General features: G+C 53.5%; 12 protein-coding genes. 8 read left to right on the top strand and 4 right to left on the bottom strand.

Annotation, left to right across the window (positions count from 1 at the left end; translation table 11 throughout):
• Positions 1-283: 283 nt before the first annotated feature.
• The 6 genes from RID21_RS18090 to RID21_RS18065 all read left to right on the top strand — a co-directional run bounded on the left by RID21_RS18090 (position 284) and on the right by RID21_RS18065 (position 6447).
• Positions 284-1375 (top strand): DUF1559 family PulG-like putative transporter, encoded by a 1092-nt coding sequence (locus RID21_RS18090; protein ID WP_350191221.1) that lies wholly within the window; start codon positions 284-286, stop codon positions 1373-1375.
• Between the two features lie 209 nt (positions 1376-1584).
• A complete protein-coding gene (locus RID21_RS18085; protein ID WP_350191219.1) occupies positions 1585-2646 on the top strand; it encodes a DUF1559 family PulG-like putative transporter in 1062 nt (353 codons plus the stop codon).
• 58 nt (positions 2647-2704) lie between these two features.
• Positions 2705-3751 carry a DUF1559 family PulG-like putative transporter gene (locus RID21_RS18080; protein ID WP_350191217.1) on the top strand — a complete coding sequence of 349 codons (1047 nt, stop codon included), beginning with the start codon at positions 2705-2707 and terminating at the stop codon, positions 3749-3751.
• Positions 3752-4231: 480 nt separating this feature from the next.
• Positions 4232-4864 (top strand): ClpP family protease, encoded by a 633-nt coding sequence (locus tag RID21_RS18075; protein ID WP_145442889.1) that lies wholly within the window; start codon positions 4232-4234, stop codon positions 4862-4864.
• A 72-nt stretch (positions 4865-4936) separates the two neighbouring features.
• A complete protein-coding gene (gene clpP / locus RID21_RS18070) occupies positions 4937-5542 on the top strand; it encodes an ATP-dependent Clp endopeptidase proteolytic subunit ClpP (protein WP_145044403.1) in 606 nt (201 codons plus the stop codon).
• Positions 5543-5631: 89 nt separating this feature from the next.
• A complete protein-coding gene (locus RID21_RS18065) occupies positions 5632-6447 on the top strand; it encodes a hypothetical protein (RefSeq protein WP_350191215.1) in 816 nt (271 codons plus the stop codon).
• Between the two features lie 87 nt (positions 6448-6534).
• On the opposite strand, the gene RID21_RS18060 is transcribed toward RID21_RS18065, so the two are convergent.
• Positions 6535-6852: a tetratricopeptide repeat protein gene (locus RID21_RS18060; RefSeq protein ID WP_145044398.1), complete on the bottom strand. Its 318-nt coding sequence runs from the start codon at positions 6850-6852 to the stop codon at positions 6535-6537.
• Positions 6853-7139: 287 nt separating this feature from the next.
• On the opposite strand from RID21_RS18060, the gene RID21_RS18055 reads away from it, so the two are divergent.
• Both RID21_RS18055 and RID21_RS18050 read left to right on the top strand, forming a co-directional pair.
• Entirely contained in the window at positions 7140-8957 is a 1818-nt protein-coding gene (locus tag RID21_RS18055) for an ArnT family glycosyltransferase (protein ID WP_350191213.1), read from the top strand.
• A 158-nt stretch (positions 8958-9115) separates the two neighbouring features.
• Positions 9116-10123: a ParB/RepB/Spo0J family partition protein gene (locus RID21_RS18050; protein WP_350191211.1), complete on the top strand. Its 1008-nt coding sequence runs from the start codon at positions 9116-9118 to the stop codon at positions 10121-10123.
• A 46-nt stretch (positions 10124-10169) separates the two neighbouring features.
• Here RID21_RS18050 and RID21_RS18045 read toward each other — a convergent pair whose 3' ends face one another.
• From RID21_RS18045 to RID21_RS18035, 3 genes are all read right to left on the bottom strand, one after another.
• Complete coding sequence (locus RID21_RS18045; protein ID WP_350191209.1) at positions 10170-12356, bottom strand: tetratricopeptide repeat protein; 2187 nt, start codon at positions 12354-12356, stop codon at positions 10170-10172.
• Between the two features lie 227 nt (positions 12357-12583).
• The gene (gene hflX / locus RID21_RS18040; RefSeq protein ID WP_350191207.1) at positions 12584-13939 is read right to left on the bottom strand and encodes a GTPase HflX; all 1356 of its coding nucleotides are present in this window, start codon (positions 13937-13939) and stop codon (positions 12584-12586) included.
• Positions 13940-14185: 246 nt separating this feature from the next.
• Positions 14186-16087 carry a transglutaminase-like domain-containing protein gene (locus tag RID21_RS18035; RefSeq protein WP_350191205.1) on the bottom strand — a complete coding sequence of 634 codons (1902 nt, stop codon included), beginning with the start codon at positions 16085-16087 and terminating at the stop codon, positions 14186-14188.
• Positions 16088-16272: the final 185 nt, after the last annotated feature.

The following is a 16272-nucleotide window of genomic DNA, read 5'->3' as shown; positions in this document are numbered from 1 at the left end:
CGTTTTACCCGGCTTGTCCAACTGGGCAAGTGGGTATAATTGATAAATCTGACACAACTGGGAGGGGGAAAGCCATGTTACCTGAGTGAACAACTTCGGTTGCGGGCCACTGGGTAAAGTCAACAGGGGTGGATGTTTACAACGTCTGTTCCGATCAGGCAGGTTAAAGCCGGAGAAGCGTCGGATTCCTGTCAAAACACGTCGAATTAGAGTTTGTTTTTGCTACTTGTAAACAAGTAATATATAATCAGTTTGAACCGTATTCTTAGTGAGGAGAATGACAATGCATACTCTTAGAGTAAAACAAAAACTGCAAAAGCGTAAAGGGTTTACGCTGATCGAACTGCTGGTGGTCATCACCATCATCGGTATCCTGGTCTCGCTGACACTGCCGGCGATCCAGAGTGCCCGTGCCGCTGCACGGAAAGTGTCCTGCCTGAATAACATGCGGAACGTCGGCCTGGCTGTGGTCAACTTCTCTTCAGGCGCTAACTCACAGCTGCCGCTGCTCGTCGATCCCAACGTTGCCGTCAGCACAACCGCTGCTCCTAATGCGAACGCCGGATTTGACAACCTGTCCTGGTGCACGACGATTCTGCCGTTCCTCGACAATGTCGGTTTCCGTCAACGATGGGATCAGTTGGCCAGCGTTATTTCAGACGCCTCAACTGGTGGTACTTCAAACGCCAACTACAATGCTTTCGTTGCCCTGAACAACAATCGTTTTCCGGTTTTCACTTGCCCGGATGACCAGTTCAGTACGGATCAGGCTGCACTGTCCTATGCCGTTAACATTGGTTATGTGACTGCGAACTACAACGCTGCCGGCGTTGGTTATGACTCTTCGACCGGTGTAGGACATCACCCGGCCGGCGATGGTGGTATGGACGGTGATGCGATGACGACTGCTGATATTCCTGTCAAATTCGCTTCCGGCGTCTTCTGGCGTCCTCACACCTCACGTATGTCTCTGGACTTCATCTCAGCTGCCGACGGTCTGACTCAGACCCTGATGCTGAGCGAAAACCTGCAGGCTGGTAACTGGTCCAGCCAGGATACAGGCAGTCTCGGATTTGGTGTCGACCTGCAAGGTGTCTACTCCAGTGGTGCAACCACTCTGGCTCTGCCCTCCGGTTTCAACCTGGTTAACACAACCAGCGGTACCGATTCACGCATCGGTTCCAACCTGACTGCCGCCAAATCACAGGCCTGGCGTCCCAGCTCTAACCACCCCAGTGGTGCTGTGAACGTTGTCTTCTGTGACGGCAGTGGAAAATCACTGACACCACAGATGGACGCTGGCGTTTACGCTCGTCTGCTGACACCTGCTGGTCTGCGTTATGGTCAGGCTGTTGTTGATGGAGCATCCTTCTAATCTGAAGACTGATCCTGCAACCATCATTTGAGTCATTTTCTCAAATCGGTTCAAACAAACGGGCACCAGAGATCAGCGGGTCTCTGGTGCTTTTTTCATATCTCGACCGCATACTGTATGGGCGCGTGCTTTCTGTTCGTCTGTTTCCTTCTGGGCGTTAGAAACGCACGAGACACCTCTCTTTGTCATTTCTTTCAAGGGGCACTCGCATGCAGATTCAAAAAACAAAACGACCGGAGCGAAGTGGTTTCTCGCTGACCGAATTAATTGTGGTGATCGTGATTATTGTAATCCTGGTGGCACTGACTCTGCCCGCTGTAGAAAGCGCCCGGGCTCCCTCCAGGAAATTAGCCTGCCTGAATAATATGCGAAACGTGGGCCTGGCTGTCGTTAACTTCTCCTCCGGAGCAAATGCGGAACTGCCGCTGCTGGTGGATCCGAATATGAGCGTTTCTACCGAGGATGCCCCCAATCCACAGGCGACGCACGACGACCTCACCTGGTGCACGACGATTCTGCCTTTCCTGGATAACGTCGGTTTTCGCCAGCGCTGGGATGAGACCGCCAGTCAGGCTTCCAGTGCCACGATGAATGCAGAAGCGGTTTCGTTACTGACGAATCTGAATGCGACACGTTTCCCCGTCTTCACCTGCCCTGACGACGCGGCGAACACAGAACAGGGGGCACTCTCTTATGTCGCGAATGTGGGTTATGTAACCTCTCATTATAATACTGCGACTGACAGAGCGCACCGTCCCGACAGTGCCGACGGCGGGCTGGATGGCGACATCAAGACAACAGCAGACATCCCGGTGAAATTTGCTACCGGAGTTTTCTGGCGACCTTATACATCTCGTATGTCACTCGACTTCATCTCCCAGAAAGGAGATGGTCTGAGACAGACACTGATGCTCTCAGAAAATCTGCAGGCGGGCAACTGGTCATCCACCGATACCGGCAGTCTCGGTTTTGGCATCGACATGCAGGGCATGTATTCCAGCGGCACAACTCGACTCACACTGCCAACGGATTTCACTCTCGAGAATGCCACAACCTCGACGGACTCAAGCATTGGATCCCAGACCGGCGCTAAAAAAAGTCAGGCCTGGCGGCCCAGTTCAAATCACCCCGGTGGTGTAGTGAATGTGATTTTCTGTGATGGCAGTGGAAGATCGCTGAGCCCTGATATTGATCCAGGAATCTATGCCCGACTCATCACTCCAGCGGGACAACCAAACGGCCAGGCAGAGCTGGACGAAAAGTCCTTCTGATCGGGAGTCCAAATCCAATCTGATATGAGCTGATCAAATCGGGAATCGAGAGTGTGAAATGCAGAGCGGGAAACGAAAAAATGAGATCTGCCAGCGGTGGGGATTTACCTGGGTCGAACTGTTAATCACACTGGCCGTGATCACGCTGCTGGGATCACTCAGTCTCTCCGCGATTCAGAGGACAAGAAATAGTTCCAAAAGATTATCCTGTCTTAATAATTTGAGAAACGTCGGTCTGGCTGCGATCAACTATTCTTCTGAGGCGAACGCGCATCTGCCCCCGCTGGTCAGTCCCAACCAGATGAATGGACCTGGCAAGAATGCTGGCAATGACGATATGTCGCTGTTTGTGATGATCCTGCCTTACCTGGATCAGGTCGCCTTTTATCAACGCTGGGAACTGGCCGCTTATGTCGCGGCGGGGGAGACGTCCGCGGCGCAACAGCATGCGAAAGCAGATCTCGATCGATTCAATGCGGCTCAAATTCCGGTCTTTGTCTGCCCGGATGATTCTGATACGGTGAAATCTGGCGGGCTCTCTTATTGTGCGAACATCGGATATGTGACATCCCATTACAATTCCGCAGCAGATACGTCTCACGTTGTGGACAGTCCAGATGGGGGATTTGATGCTGATCCCGACAATGACACAGACCTGCCCGTCAAGTTTGCCTCGGGAGTATTCTGGCGCCCCTGGAAGTCCGGCATGTCGCTCGATTATATCGCAGCAGCTGATGGACTGACGCAGACACTGATGCTCTCGGAGAATCTGCAGGCCGGGAAGTGGTCCTCAATCTATACCGGCGACCTGGGATTTGGAGTCGACGTGGAAGGGATTCTGACTGGCCCCTCTCTGAAGTTGCCGGCTGATTTCAATTTGAAAACCGACCACTCTGATTCGCGAATCGATGCGAACCATTCCGCCGGGGAAGGGCAAGCCTGGCGCCCCAGCTCGAATCACCCCAGTGGTGCTGTGAATGTTATTTTGTGTGACGGAAGTGGAAGATCGTTGTCACCGAAGATGGATCCCCGAGTGTATGCCCGCCTGCTGACACCTGCTGGTTTAAGGCACGGTCAGGATGTGGTCGCCAAATCTGGATTCTGATAAAACAGGGGGACTGGCGATTTTTCTGAATGTCGACTGACTGCGCTCCGTTCGATTTATACTCATTGCACCAGAGATTCTATGGTCTCTGGTGTTTTTTTACGTGGTGGAATACAATCTGTTGTCCTGTACACTTTTTGCATATGGAGTGTGTCCCTAAGCTTTTCATAAGAGAGCGGCGCTTGTGTTAAAGCACTGTCCGTCAGGTGGATCTCCGCATAACGTCTCTTGACGAAACAAGGGGAAATCGGATAAGGAACAATATAAACTCAGAAACGAAAATAGGAGTGACTGTGCGCCTGCCTGAGGATCAGACAGGGGAGTGTCTCAGCCGCTTCGAGCCAGAGAAAATAACGGGCTGCAACTTGACGGGTTCTCCAGCAGCAGCGATAGTCGTTGGTTCAAACAGATGTGAGCGTTAACTAGAATTAACCTCGTCACGATTCACTAAAGCATACTATTACATCTCAGGATACAATCATGTTCGATCCCTTATCAGGGCAGATGCCGACTCAGGCGAATCAACGTGCCAGAAGCTATTCCCAGCAGCGCCAGATGGGCATTGGTGACCTTCTGCTGGACAACCGGATCATCTTTCTGGACAGCGTCATTAATGATGCCAGTGCGAATCTGATCGTGATGAAACTGCTCTATCTGCAATCTGAAAATCGTCACCAGGACATCCATCTTTATGTCAACTCACCCGGTGGTTCAGTGACATCCACGATGGCCATTTATGACACGATGCAGTTCATCGAATGTGATGTCGCCACCTATTGTGTTGGTCTGGCTGCCAGTGGTGGAGCGATCCTGGTTGCCGGGGGACAGAAGGGGAAGCGTTACATTCTGCCGCACGCCAAAATGATGATTCACCAGCCTTTCGGGGAAGTCGGTGGTCAGGTTTCTGACATTGAAATTCAGGCCAAAGACATTCTCGATACCCGTGAGGTATTGAATAAAATTCTGGCTGGCCACACCGGTCAGAGTATTGAAAAAATTGCGCAGGACACTTCTCGTGACCGCTTCCTTTCTTCAGCCGATTCGGTCGAATATGGTCTGGTCGATGAAGTTCTGGTCCGGGATACCAGCGATAAAGACAAAGACAAGAAATAGCATAGACGTCGGCAGACATGCTGCCCCATGACGATCCAACATCAATCTACCATCAATTGAAGTGAGTTATACATGACGGTCCTAACACCTTATGTGATCGAAAAGAATGGCCGCGATGAACGGGCCATGGATATCTATAGTCGTCTCCTGCAGGATCGTATCATTATGATGGGGTCTCAGGTCAACGATCAGGTGGCTCAGAGCCTGGTGGCTCAGCTGCTGTTTCTGCAGTTTGATGATCCTGAAGCAGACATCCATTTTTACATCAACTCTCCGGGTGGCTCAGTCACTGCCGGGATGGCCATCTACGATACGATGCAATACATCTCTTGTGACGTGGCCACATACTGTATCGGGCAGGCCGCCAGTATGGGGGCTCTGCTGCTGACAGCCGGTGCTCCGGGCAAACGCAACGCACTGCCCAACAGCCGCATTATGATTCACCAGCCGCTCGCCGGGATGCAGGGTACGGCTACCGATCTGGAAATTCATGCCAAAGAAGTTCTGAAAATGAAGCGGCGTCTGAACGAGATTCTGCTGCATCATACCGGTCAGACACTCGAGAAAATCGAGCAGGATACAGACCGGGATAACTTCATGGATTCCCAGGAAGCCAAAGCCTACGGACTGATCGACAACGTGCTCGAGCACCTCGATCTGCCCGGAACCAAAGAATAGTTTTAACTCTGACAAGAGGAGACAGAAGAGGGATCTTCTGTTTTAATTGATTTCCAATGAAGCAATACCTTACGACATGGATGTCGTTGATGTTGATTCTCACCCTTTTCGGGTGTGGAGGTCGTGGCAACACGGATCTTCTAGAGGCGCGATTGCGCGACCAGGAAGACAATATTTTTGCTCTGCAGCGAGATCTCAAAGAATCTCAGCAGGCCCTGCAGTCTGCCCGCGAGCAGTCTGAGTCTATGCAGAAGCAGCTGGCCAAATCGTCCAACGGTGGCCTGCTGCCCGAGCAGTCCAAGACACTGTTTCGGGTGACGGGCGTCAAAGTCAACAGCCTGCTGACCGGGGGAGTTGATCTCGACAGCAAGCCGGGGGACGAACTCTGGACCACTGTCATTACACCACACGATGTGGATGGCGAAACCGTCAAACTGCCCGCCGATCTGGAACTGGAACTGGTCGATCTGAATCAACCCGAGAATCAGCGTCGCGTCGGGATCTGGAAATTTGACAGCCAGGAAGTCCGCTCTCACTGGTATTCAGGTTTTGCTGGTTCGGGCTTTCGCTTTGAGCTCCCCTGGCAAAGTGCCCCCGCCAGCGAGGATCTGACACTGCTGGTGAGAATGAAATCTCAGGATGGTCGTACCTTCCAGGCAACCTCTTCACTAAGAGTGGCTCGTCTGGAAAGCAGCCCACAGATTCAGACCGCCAGCCGAGAAGAGCCTCGTTCACGAAAACAGCTCACGCCAGCTGAGCCTGCACGAATCTCCTTTGGAGAGCAGCCAGCGATGGTAACCGAAGAACCTGCTGAGGAGAACCCGTTCCAGCAGATGTCTGCCGAGACAATTGAACCGGCGTCAGCAACCGAATCCGACTCGCCGTTCCGGGTGATCCAGGAATAGCAAAACGTTGATTCCCAAATGCAACAAGCTCTCACCGGTCAACCGATGAGAGCTTGTTTTGTTTTCGTCGTGCTGAAGTCGTCGCGACTATTTCTTCTGTCCCATGGAGTGGGCTTTGGCCAGGGCATCTTCTGCTTCCGCGATGCGTCCACATCGCTGACAGATTACGGAGAGCTGCAGGTAGGAAAAGTTGTCTTCCGGTTCCAGTTCGGTGACCTTCTTGGCATGCTCGATGGCCTCATCAAACTTTCCCAGCTTCTGGTAATAGACCGCGGAGGCTGAGTGAGCCAGAACGTAATTTTCATCCTGAGCCAGCACTTCCTTCAGTTTCTCGACCGCCTGTTCCACGTCCCCACTCTCGTAAGTTTTGACTGCTTCATCGTACAGACTGGATGGAGTACTCATCTGCTTAATCTCGCTTTTCTTTCAAATGTTCTGTTGAAGTATGAGGATCGCATGCAGACCATTCTGTCGTCACGACAGAATTATCATCAGCTCGCTATTTGAATTGTAGGCCTGTGGGGCAAAATACCAATACGGCAAATCTGGCCAGACCTCTGTCTGATCGGATTCCTGCCTCTGTTAATGATAATTGACGGGCTGCTCGGTTTCATAGGCAAAGCGACCTGCTTCCTGTAGAATTTGGTGACTTGGACTGATATCACTGGTCACCATTTTCATAAAGGTTCGATGTGCCTTCTCCTAAACCGACAGCAGAGCCCTCCGCCACATACTCCCGACTGGAGCTGATCCTGCTGGGGATCGTTCTGCTGGTCGCCTGTCTGGCACGGGTGATGTTCTTCTCCGAGGTGGCTGTCGAGCATTTCGATGAAGGCGTCTATGCATCCAACCTCTGGTTCTCTGCAGAGCAGGGGGCCGAGTATCCAGGCCGCTATTTTTACGCGCCGCCTCTGTTACCGTTTCTGATCGAGTGGTCCATGATCTTTCTGGGCAGTGGTGTCTGGGGTGTGTTTCTCCCCTCACTGCTATTGGGCGTCATGACTGTGCTCTTGATCTGGTGGGTGGCTCGTGCCTGGTTTGGTTCTTCCGCCGGACTGGTGGCAGCACTCCTGGCGGGAGGCAGTGACCTGCATCTGCTCTACACGCGAACCGCGCTGACAGACGTTGCACTCGGATTCTTTCTGCTGCTCAGCGTCTACCTTATCTGGCGGAGCTGGCTCTCGCTCGATTGGAAGTGGCCGGTACTGGCTGGTGTCACCATCGGCCTGGGGTGGTCGGTCAAGTACAACGGCTGGCTCCCGCTGGCCATCGGCTTTTCTGGAATCGTTCCCTGGCTCTGGATCTACTGCCGTGATCGTCTCCCTCTCACCAGCTACCTGTCACGCGCTGTCGTCTTTACTCTGACGGCTGTGGTTGTCTGGTCGCCGGTATTGATCGGTCTACAGAAGTGGGGAGGCTATTCCGTCGTCGCTGCCAATCATAGCCGGTATGTTGTCGGCTTCTCGGGCTGGTTCGATTCCTGTACGCGGCAACTCCTCAACCTGCGTTTGCTCGAGGGACCTTTCGGAGCGATCAGCCTCGGGCTGGTCTGTCTGGTAGGATGCCTGCTGGCACTCCATGTCGGTTGCTGTAGTACAACTCACTTCGGAAATGAAAACAAGAATGAGGAAGGTAGGCGTTCCACGTGGAACACGGTGCTGGTTGGTTGCCTGGCAGGACTCCCCTTACTGGGGGGCTGGTTAGTAGGGATCACTCCAGTCCTCGCCGCCCTGGCTGTTATCGGAATTCTGCTGCAACTGTTCTGTATGTCAGGACAACGATCGGATTCTCTGAAAGCTGCCGATTCCCGTGTTGACTCGAAAGACCTGGCCCGATCGCTGGCAGCCTGGTTACTGGCGGCCTGGTTCTGTGGTCTGCTTCTGGCCACGCCGCTCTACCACTCTTATCCTCGTCTGACGATTCCCTGGATGATCTCTGCCTGGTTAGGTACCGCTGCTTTGGTGGGTTGGCTCGAAGCACGAGCAGACTGCTCCCTCTGCGAACTCTTGTCGAGACCCGGTGAGATCCGCATCCCATCCGCGCGTATCATCACCGCCTTCTCTCTAGTGGGAGCCGCCCTCCTGGTGATTCTGATCGCGTTACCCTGGTCGGTTCCTGCTTGGCAACCTCGAAACGGACTGGCGTCGATATCCCGTCAGTTGCTGGCAGATCTCCGGCAGGAACACGCCAATTCGGATGAAGCGATTCTTTACATCTATGCCGAGCCTGGGTTGTTCTTCAATCTGAAAGCAGAGGGTCATCAGCTGACCGGTCCGGTAGCTGACTTCCAGTTTCTGGAATCACTTCCACCCCAGATGCCCGTCTACTTGCTCGCGGGACCACACGCGGAGCGTGACCTCGAGTTTGTGAAGCAATTCGATCTGGCTCAAGATCGACTCGATCTGGTCCAGTCCTACGAGTATGATCCCAGCTTGCTGGTCCGACTGAATCAGGCTCAGCTGCCAGCTAAATCTACGAAGGAATCGGTCCGCCTTTACCGTGTCCGGTAAGCGTGGTAACACAGGTGTTCCACGTGGAACACCTGCCCGGGGGAAGGCAGCTCTGCCGCAAAGCCCTCTTGCTTCAAATAGCCATTCGAAATAAAATCCCGCGCCACGTTTCAATCTCCCGTTTTTGTCAGGCAGTTTAAGTATAAGAGAAGAAGGTCATGGAAGATCATAATCAGAAAGATCAAAACCAGAATCCAGCTGATCCAGCAGCTGAGCAATCAGAAAATCCTGGGGTCCCTCGTCGACGGTTAGGCCGTGGTTTGAACGCCTTGCTGGGACGTGGGGGAGAACCAGATGCAGAAAATAATCAGGACGGTGCTGGTGCAGACTCGCAAGAGAAGCCGGCACCAGTTGAGTCCTCCGACCAGATCGACATTGATCTGATCGAACGGAATCCATATCAGCCTCGTCAGGATTTCGCAGCTGACTCCCTCAAGGAACTCGAAGGCAGTATCCGTCAACACGGTATTCTGCAACCGCTGCTGGTCCGTCCGTTCGATGGTGCCTATCAGCTGATCGCCGGGGAACGCCGTTTGAAGGCAGCCCGTGAAGCGGGACTGAAAACGGTTCCCTGCCGGGTGCTCCATCTGGAAGAACGCGAAGTCTGTGAAGTCGCGATCGAGGAGAACCTCAAGCGAAAAGATTTGAATGTACTCGAAAAGGCCCAGGCCTTCAAAAACTATCTGAGCCAGTTCGACAGTACGATCGAGCAGCTCGCACAGCGATTGAGTCTGGACCGTTCGACCGTCAACAACATGATCCGCTTGCTTGATCTGGCGGAACCCGTCAAGCAGGCTCTCCAGGCAGAGAAGATCTCAGCCGGTCATGCCCGGACCCTGTTGAGCCTGGATAACGATAAACAGGTCGCCCTCTGTGAGCAGATTCAGTCCGAGTCCCTCTCGGTCCGAAAGACTGAAGCAGAGGTGCGGAAGATCCTCAAAGGTGAGGCTGACACCGTTCCCTTTGAGAATCCCAAACCGAAGCAACCCGCCGATGCTCCCCAGATGACGAATCACCTGATTGACCTGCAGCAGCAACTGCGGGAAATTCTGGGAGCCCAGGTAGAGATCAAACTCAAGACCGAACAGTCCGGTCAGATTGTGATTCCCTTCGATTCGAATGATACCTTCGAGCGGATTACAGGAGTGCTCCGCAAGTCGGCCTGATCGCTGAGTTCAGAATCATGTGAAACTCAACAGACCCGTAAGGTATTCACTTGCCTTGCGGGTTTGCTTTTTGCTGGAGGTTCATCTGGATCTGGCGGAAGGTGGGGTTCTCTGGTTGCAGCTGAATCAACTGTTTGACCGAGTCCAGTGCCTGCTCCCACTTCTGCTGTTTCTCGTAAAGCAGAGTCAGCATCAACCGGAAGTCGGCGGACTGCGGTTCCAGTTCACAGGCTTTCTCCAGGGCTGAAGCCGCCTCGTCCTCCCGACCCAGCAGGTAGTAGAGCAGGCCCACCCGGTACTGGAGCAGGGCATTGTCCGGAAGCAGACGGGCATCGCGAGCCAGCAATTTGACCTCTTCAGATCTGAGTTCCTGCGCCTCCTGAGTGCGCCCCTGTTGTTCCAGTAACTGGGCCAGATTGGATCGGGCTCCCGCTACAGCAGGTGCCAGTTTGATGGCCAGACGGAACTCGGCTTCCGCTTTCTTCAGGTCACCCTCATTGGCATACAGGATCCCCAGGCTCATGTGAGAGCCCGACTGGTCACCATCGGTCAGCAGGTTTTTCTTATAATCTTTGAGTGCCCGCTCGAGTGCCTTCCGGTTCGAATCCGTGTTGGGCATGATGGGCAGCGAAGACAGAATCCGGGCGACTTCCGTCCGGACTCCGCGCGAGTCGTCCGTCAGTCCTTCCGCGAGCAGCTTACCCACCCGGCTGGCTTCAGCTTCAGAACGTGGGTTCCAGCCTTCGAATCCACGCAGCGCCGCCATCCGGACCAGCTCTTCATTTGACTTCAGAGACCGCTCGACAACCTTGCGACTTTCGGGGGTATCGTATCGGGAGGCCAGCAGGGAGACAGCAGTTGCCCGAACGATGGGACCGACTTCTTTTTCGCGGGTCAACTTGATCAGCGCGCGTTCTGCATCCGGATTGCCAGCCTGACCTGCTGCCAGGATCTCACCATAGTGCGGGTCGTCGCGCCGCTTGGGACCGTACCATTCATCGACCTTCTTCGCAGCCCACTTCGGCGTCTCGTCCGCTTTCGTATGACATTGGTTGCAGGCGTTGGGGGTTCCCAGTTTGACTGAAAGATCGGGGCGGGGAATTCTCAGACTGTGATCCCGGCGAGGGTCGACTCCCATGTAGGTCTTGGTCGGCATGTGGCACTCCACGCAGGCAGCTCCCTTACTGCCAACCTTGTGGTGGTGATGACCGGGCACGTCATACTTGGCCTCGAGGTGGCACTGGGTGCAGAGTTTGTTTCCCTCGAATTTCAATTTCAGTGAATGCGGATTATGGCAGTCTGTGCAACGAACTCCCTTGCGATACATCTTGCTCTGAGTGAAGGATCCAAAGACGTAGACTTCCTCATCAATCTGACCATCGGGATGATAGAGGTGATCTTCCAGCAGTGAGAGAGCGTAATGATCATGGAAGCGGTCGAGGGGAGTATGACCGGGTGAGACATGCCGCCGATGAGAATGGCAGGGAGCACAGCTCTCCAGCTGTGCGGTCGCGTCTTCACCTTTGAGTTTCGCCAGGCCATAGCCATAGCGACGATCCCAGAACAGCGAATGCGAGTTGGCAAGTTTCACGTGAATCGATCCAGGACCATGACAGGCTTCGCAGCTGACACGCATCTCGGAGAAGGAGTAATGATGGGTGTCGGTGGCGATATCATAATTCTTTGCCCAGTTCGTGGTGTGACATTCCGCGCACATGTGGTTCCAGTTCTGAGCGGAGCCGGTCCAGTGCAGCGGGTCTTCCGGGCCGAAAGGTTCATCCGGGCTGGCGTAGTACCACCGTTTGAGTTCCGTATCCCAGGTTACCGGCAGGACCTGAATCTTGCCGCGTTCGAGTTCTGCCAGATACTGTTGCAGGGGGTGCACGCCAATGACGTACTTGACCTCAAAGCGGGACATCTCGCCATCAGGTCCCTGGGTGGTAACATAGTATTTGTCGCCCTGCCGGGACATGCGGGAGGTGATCCCAAAGTGTTCGAGCTCGGTGTTATCGAAGTCGCCGAGAACGAACTTGGGAGTCGCTGGGTTCATCGCCAGATCGTGGTCAGATTCTTTCCACTCTTCTGCCTGTTGCTGATGACACTCGAAGCAGGTCTGACGACCGACGTAGGTTGCCTGTTCGCCTTCAGGCAGAGCGGTCCACCAGTCGATGGCCAGGCCAATCGATGTGAGACACAGGAAAATGATGACGCCATAGATCCATCGTTTTTTCATCGCGTATGAGTTTCGTCAGTTTCTCTCAGGAAGTCAGTCGCAGGGGAAGGTCAAAATCAGAACGGTCAAGGGGGAGCATGCAGACCGGAAGGAGAAACTTTCCGACTGTCGATGACACGCCCTTCTATCGATGATAACCTGCCCGCCAGACCGATTGCAATGACTGTCGCCAGCCGACGGAAAGATTGACTGAGCCGTCCTGCCTGAACAGCATACGCGTCAGGAAACTAAACCTCGTGGATGGATTCTTCGTGCTGTAGCCGATTCGGGGCTCCCTGGTCCCCATCATCATGAATCCGGATTTCGGTGTCTTCGCTGCTCTTCAGCACGGGGAGGAAACGACGTGCAATCCGGGCTCGGTAGGTAACGCGGGTGTCGTTGCTGGAATACTCTCGTGAGAGGATCAGCGAATGCTCTTCGAGTTGAGAGAGCAGTTTACCATTTCCGACGGGGGTTTCGATTTCGACAATGACATAACCGGATCCCAGCCGATCAATGACTGCCTGGGAGAGACGATCCAGCCCTTCACCTGATACCGCGCTGACGGTGATTGCATTCTCGTATTTCAGCCGGAGGACATCGAGCTTGGAGCGGTCTTCCACCTTATCGCTTTTATTGAATACCAGCAGTGCGTTCGAGTAGTCGATACCGATTTCTTCAAGCACTCCGTTAACGGTTTTGATGTGATGCTCCACTTCCGGATTGCTGCTGTCAACCACATGCAACAGCAGGTCAGCCTGCCGAGCTTCTTCGAGAGTTGACTTGAATGAGGCCACCAGATGGTGAGGCAGGTTACGGACGAATCCAACCGTATCGCTGAGCAGGATCTCTCCCCAGTGCGGAAGTTCCCAGCGCCGCGTACGGGTATCCAGCGTGGCAAACAACTGGTCCGCGATGTAGACATCCGCGCCAGTGAGTGCATTCATCAGCGTACTTTTCCCTGCGTTGGTATATCCAACCAGCGAGACTGTGAGTTGCTGGAATCGATTGGAAACGGTGCGCTCGCGACGCTTTTCAACTTCGGACAGTTTACGCTTCAATTCAGCGACGCGTTTATCCAACAGTCGACGGTCGGTTTCCAGCTGCTTTTCACCAGGACCACGGCCGGCACCCACACCCCCTTCGATACGCTCGAGGTGGGTCCACAAGCGTTTCAGACGGGGACGGAAATAGAGCAGCTGCGCCAACTCGACCTGCAGTTTGGCCTCATAGGTTTTGGCGTGGGTCGCGAAAATATCGAGGATCAACTCGCTGCGATCCACAATAATCGTACCAGTCTCTTCTTCAATATTACGTCCCTGGGAAGGGGACAGATTGTTATCAAAGATGATCAGTTCGGCATCAACGGGTTTGACCATTGATTTCAGCTCAGCCAGTTTCCCTTTCCCGAGGCAGGTCCCCGGATGAGGGTTTTCGCGACTCTGTACCAGAGTGCCTACGACCTTCACACCCGCTGTTTCGACCAGCCCCTTTAATTCATCCAGGGCCTGCTCTTTATTGATATGACTCGAAGGAGAGATAACCGAGACCAGGATGGCTCGTTTCGCTTTGACTTGTAGTTCTTCTCGTTTAGGATCCGCCAAGGAGTTTCCACTTTCTATATTCGTTGAGGATGGAGCATTCATTTTGGGCTGGGCTTTCCCAGATTTGGATTTCTCCAGAGTCGAAAGCCTCCCCTCTCCTAATCTCTATTTTAACAGGTTACCCATGAGAGAATAGGCTCATTGTGACGGACTGACACCATTTCTGGATTCCATGTTCAGAAAGTCGTTGACTTTTTCTGGCACTTTTCTAGCCACGAACAGATCAATGAATGCTTGTGTGTATGTTCAGTCTGGCTTTTTCATGAGCACGACATCCAGGGCATCCGCGCGGGTACACTGTTCCCAGTATTGTTTGAATTCCAGATACTGCTCCTCACGGATGATGCCTCCCAAATGATCTACCTGTCGGTGGCAGATCAGTTGAGAATCTTCCTCATAGATGGAGGTTTCGTAGCGGCCCCATTCGCATTCAAATCGTTGTTCGTAAGGCAGTCCGTAACCTTGATAACCAGGGGGGAGTTCGATCCAGTGCTGGTCGGAGAAGCGGATTGGCAAGGGAGCTTGCAGAGCCGAGTTGCGTTTCTGCACATTGACGAGGGCCACCGTGTGCATCGCCCCGATCCAGGGAACCCGGAATAGAATGATGTCTTCAATTTTGCGCGCCCACTGATCGAGTGTCATTTTGCAGGAGTAGGTGACCGGCTGCGAGAGATCTGTCAGATTTTGAAACAGAGGAGCATCGATGCGGGCTCCCGTCAGAGAAGACGCGAGTTCCCGCTCCAGAGTCAGGCTCTGATATTCTTCGTTGCGGTTGATGTAGCGAAGACGGAATTCCATGGCGGTGTCACCTGTCGTTGAGACATTGGTGCCGAACTCGTAGCTGCAGTCTTCGGACAGTTTCCCCTCGCATTGCCGATGTACCTGATGAGATTCCGGTCCGCCGCAGGGAATGGTGGTCAGTTCTCCCGCTGGTAGATTCAACAACAGTGCCTGCATGCCCTGGTCATTATAAGGCAGATCTTTGAAAGTCATCGGGCCGCCGGCCGGATCGAGCCAGAGTCTGACTCCCTGCTCATCGGTAACGCAGACTATCGCATGATCGATGTGAGCTCCAGGCAGAAAGGGGATTGTTCCATTCGCGCGTGTCAGCAGAACTGCGACCTCGGCTTCAATTCCCTGGTGCCTGAGCAGGGAGACGAGTAACGACGATTTGTCTTTGCAGTCTCCGCGCATATCCTCCAGCATCGAACCGACCTCCCTGGTTTTTTCCAGGGACAGTTCATTGGGATGTCTGCCATAGCGGACATCATCAGAGGCATACTTGTAGAGGGCGTAAATTATATCTTCAGTCGTTTCTGATTCACGCGTCAGATTCTCTGACAGCTTTTGAATCTGAACCGGGATTTTGGATGGCGGCTCAAGGTCCTGTCGATAGAACTTCGCGATCGGTTCCCAGTCGGTCAGTGTGGTAAAGTCGACCCAGGGTAGGACGTCTCGCGGGTGAGGTGTGGCGTCGTCAGTTTCATATCCAGGTAATGCCTGCAGATCCCATTGATAGACTTGATAGGTTCCCTGTTTCCAGGAGCGTGGTTCCTGATTCGTCTGATGTAATTCATACTGCAAGTTGAATGGTTCCGCGACGGCAATCGTGCAGCGCAGTCTTTGGCAGGGAATCGAATATCGCAGGTACTCCTGGCCCCACATGCAGGCTGAGATCCGGTCCGGGGTGAAGAAGTCCTGTTGCTCGTCCAACTCAACAGTCACCCCGGGACGCAGAGGATAAAATTGAACGGCGATCTGTCCGTACGGTTGAACCACCTTGCGGGCTTTTCTCTGACTGCCATCAGGCAGGTATACTTTCGCGGTCTGAATTTTATGCAGTGCTGTCTGGCGATCATAAAATCGAAAGACTTCGTCCCATTGAGACAACGACTCGTTGGCGTGCAGGCTGGCAATGTGATGCGCTCTGCGCGTGATGGTTCCATCACGATGCAGAACGGCGACCAGGTCTGACAAAAAGATGACCTCACCCCAGTGTTGGAGGTCGCCATCAATGGCTGAATCTGGAATGACCTCCGCATACGAAATGCGGGGAGCAAATGGCAGGACGTTGCGCGCCAGTTTCAACCGGGTCCGCCATAATTTGCGCCTGGGTTTGACAGAGGTCACTTTGCGGGAGCTGTTCAAGGCCGGTTTGCTTTCAGACTGCAGAGTTGGGGCAAACGTATTGGCTAACTATTGTAACGTTAACTGCAGGCAGAGACACAGCATATGTGACCAAATAGTGCACACATGAATATATTCCATATGGAGAAGAATCCAGGTGAGATTCTGCTGAGAAAGAGGTGTGAAATACTCAGGGGGGAAATAGA

The sequence above is a fragment of the Gimesia sp. genome (genome assembly GCF_040219335.1).
Lineage (GTDB): Bacteria > Planctomycetota > Planctomycetia > Planctomycetales > Planctomycetaceae > Gimesia.
Note: the sequence above shows the minus strand (reverse complement) of the source record. Positions and strands in the feature narration are given on the sequence as shown.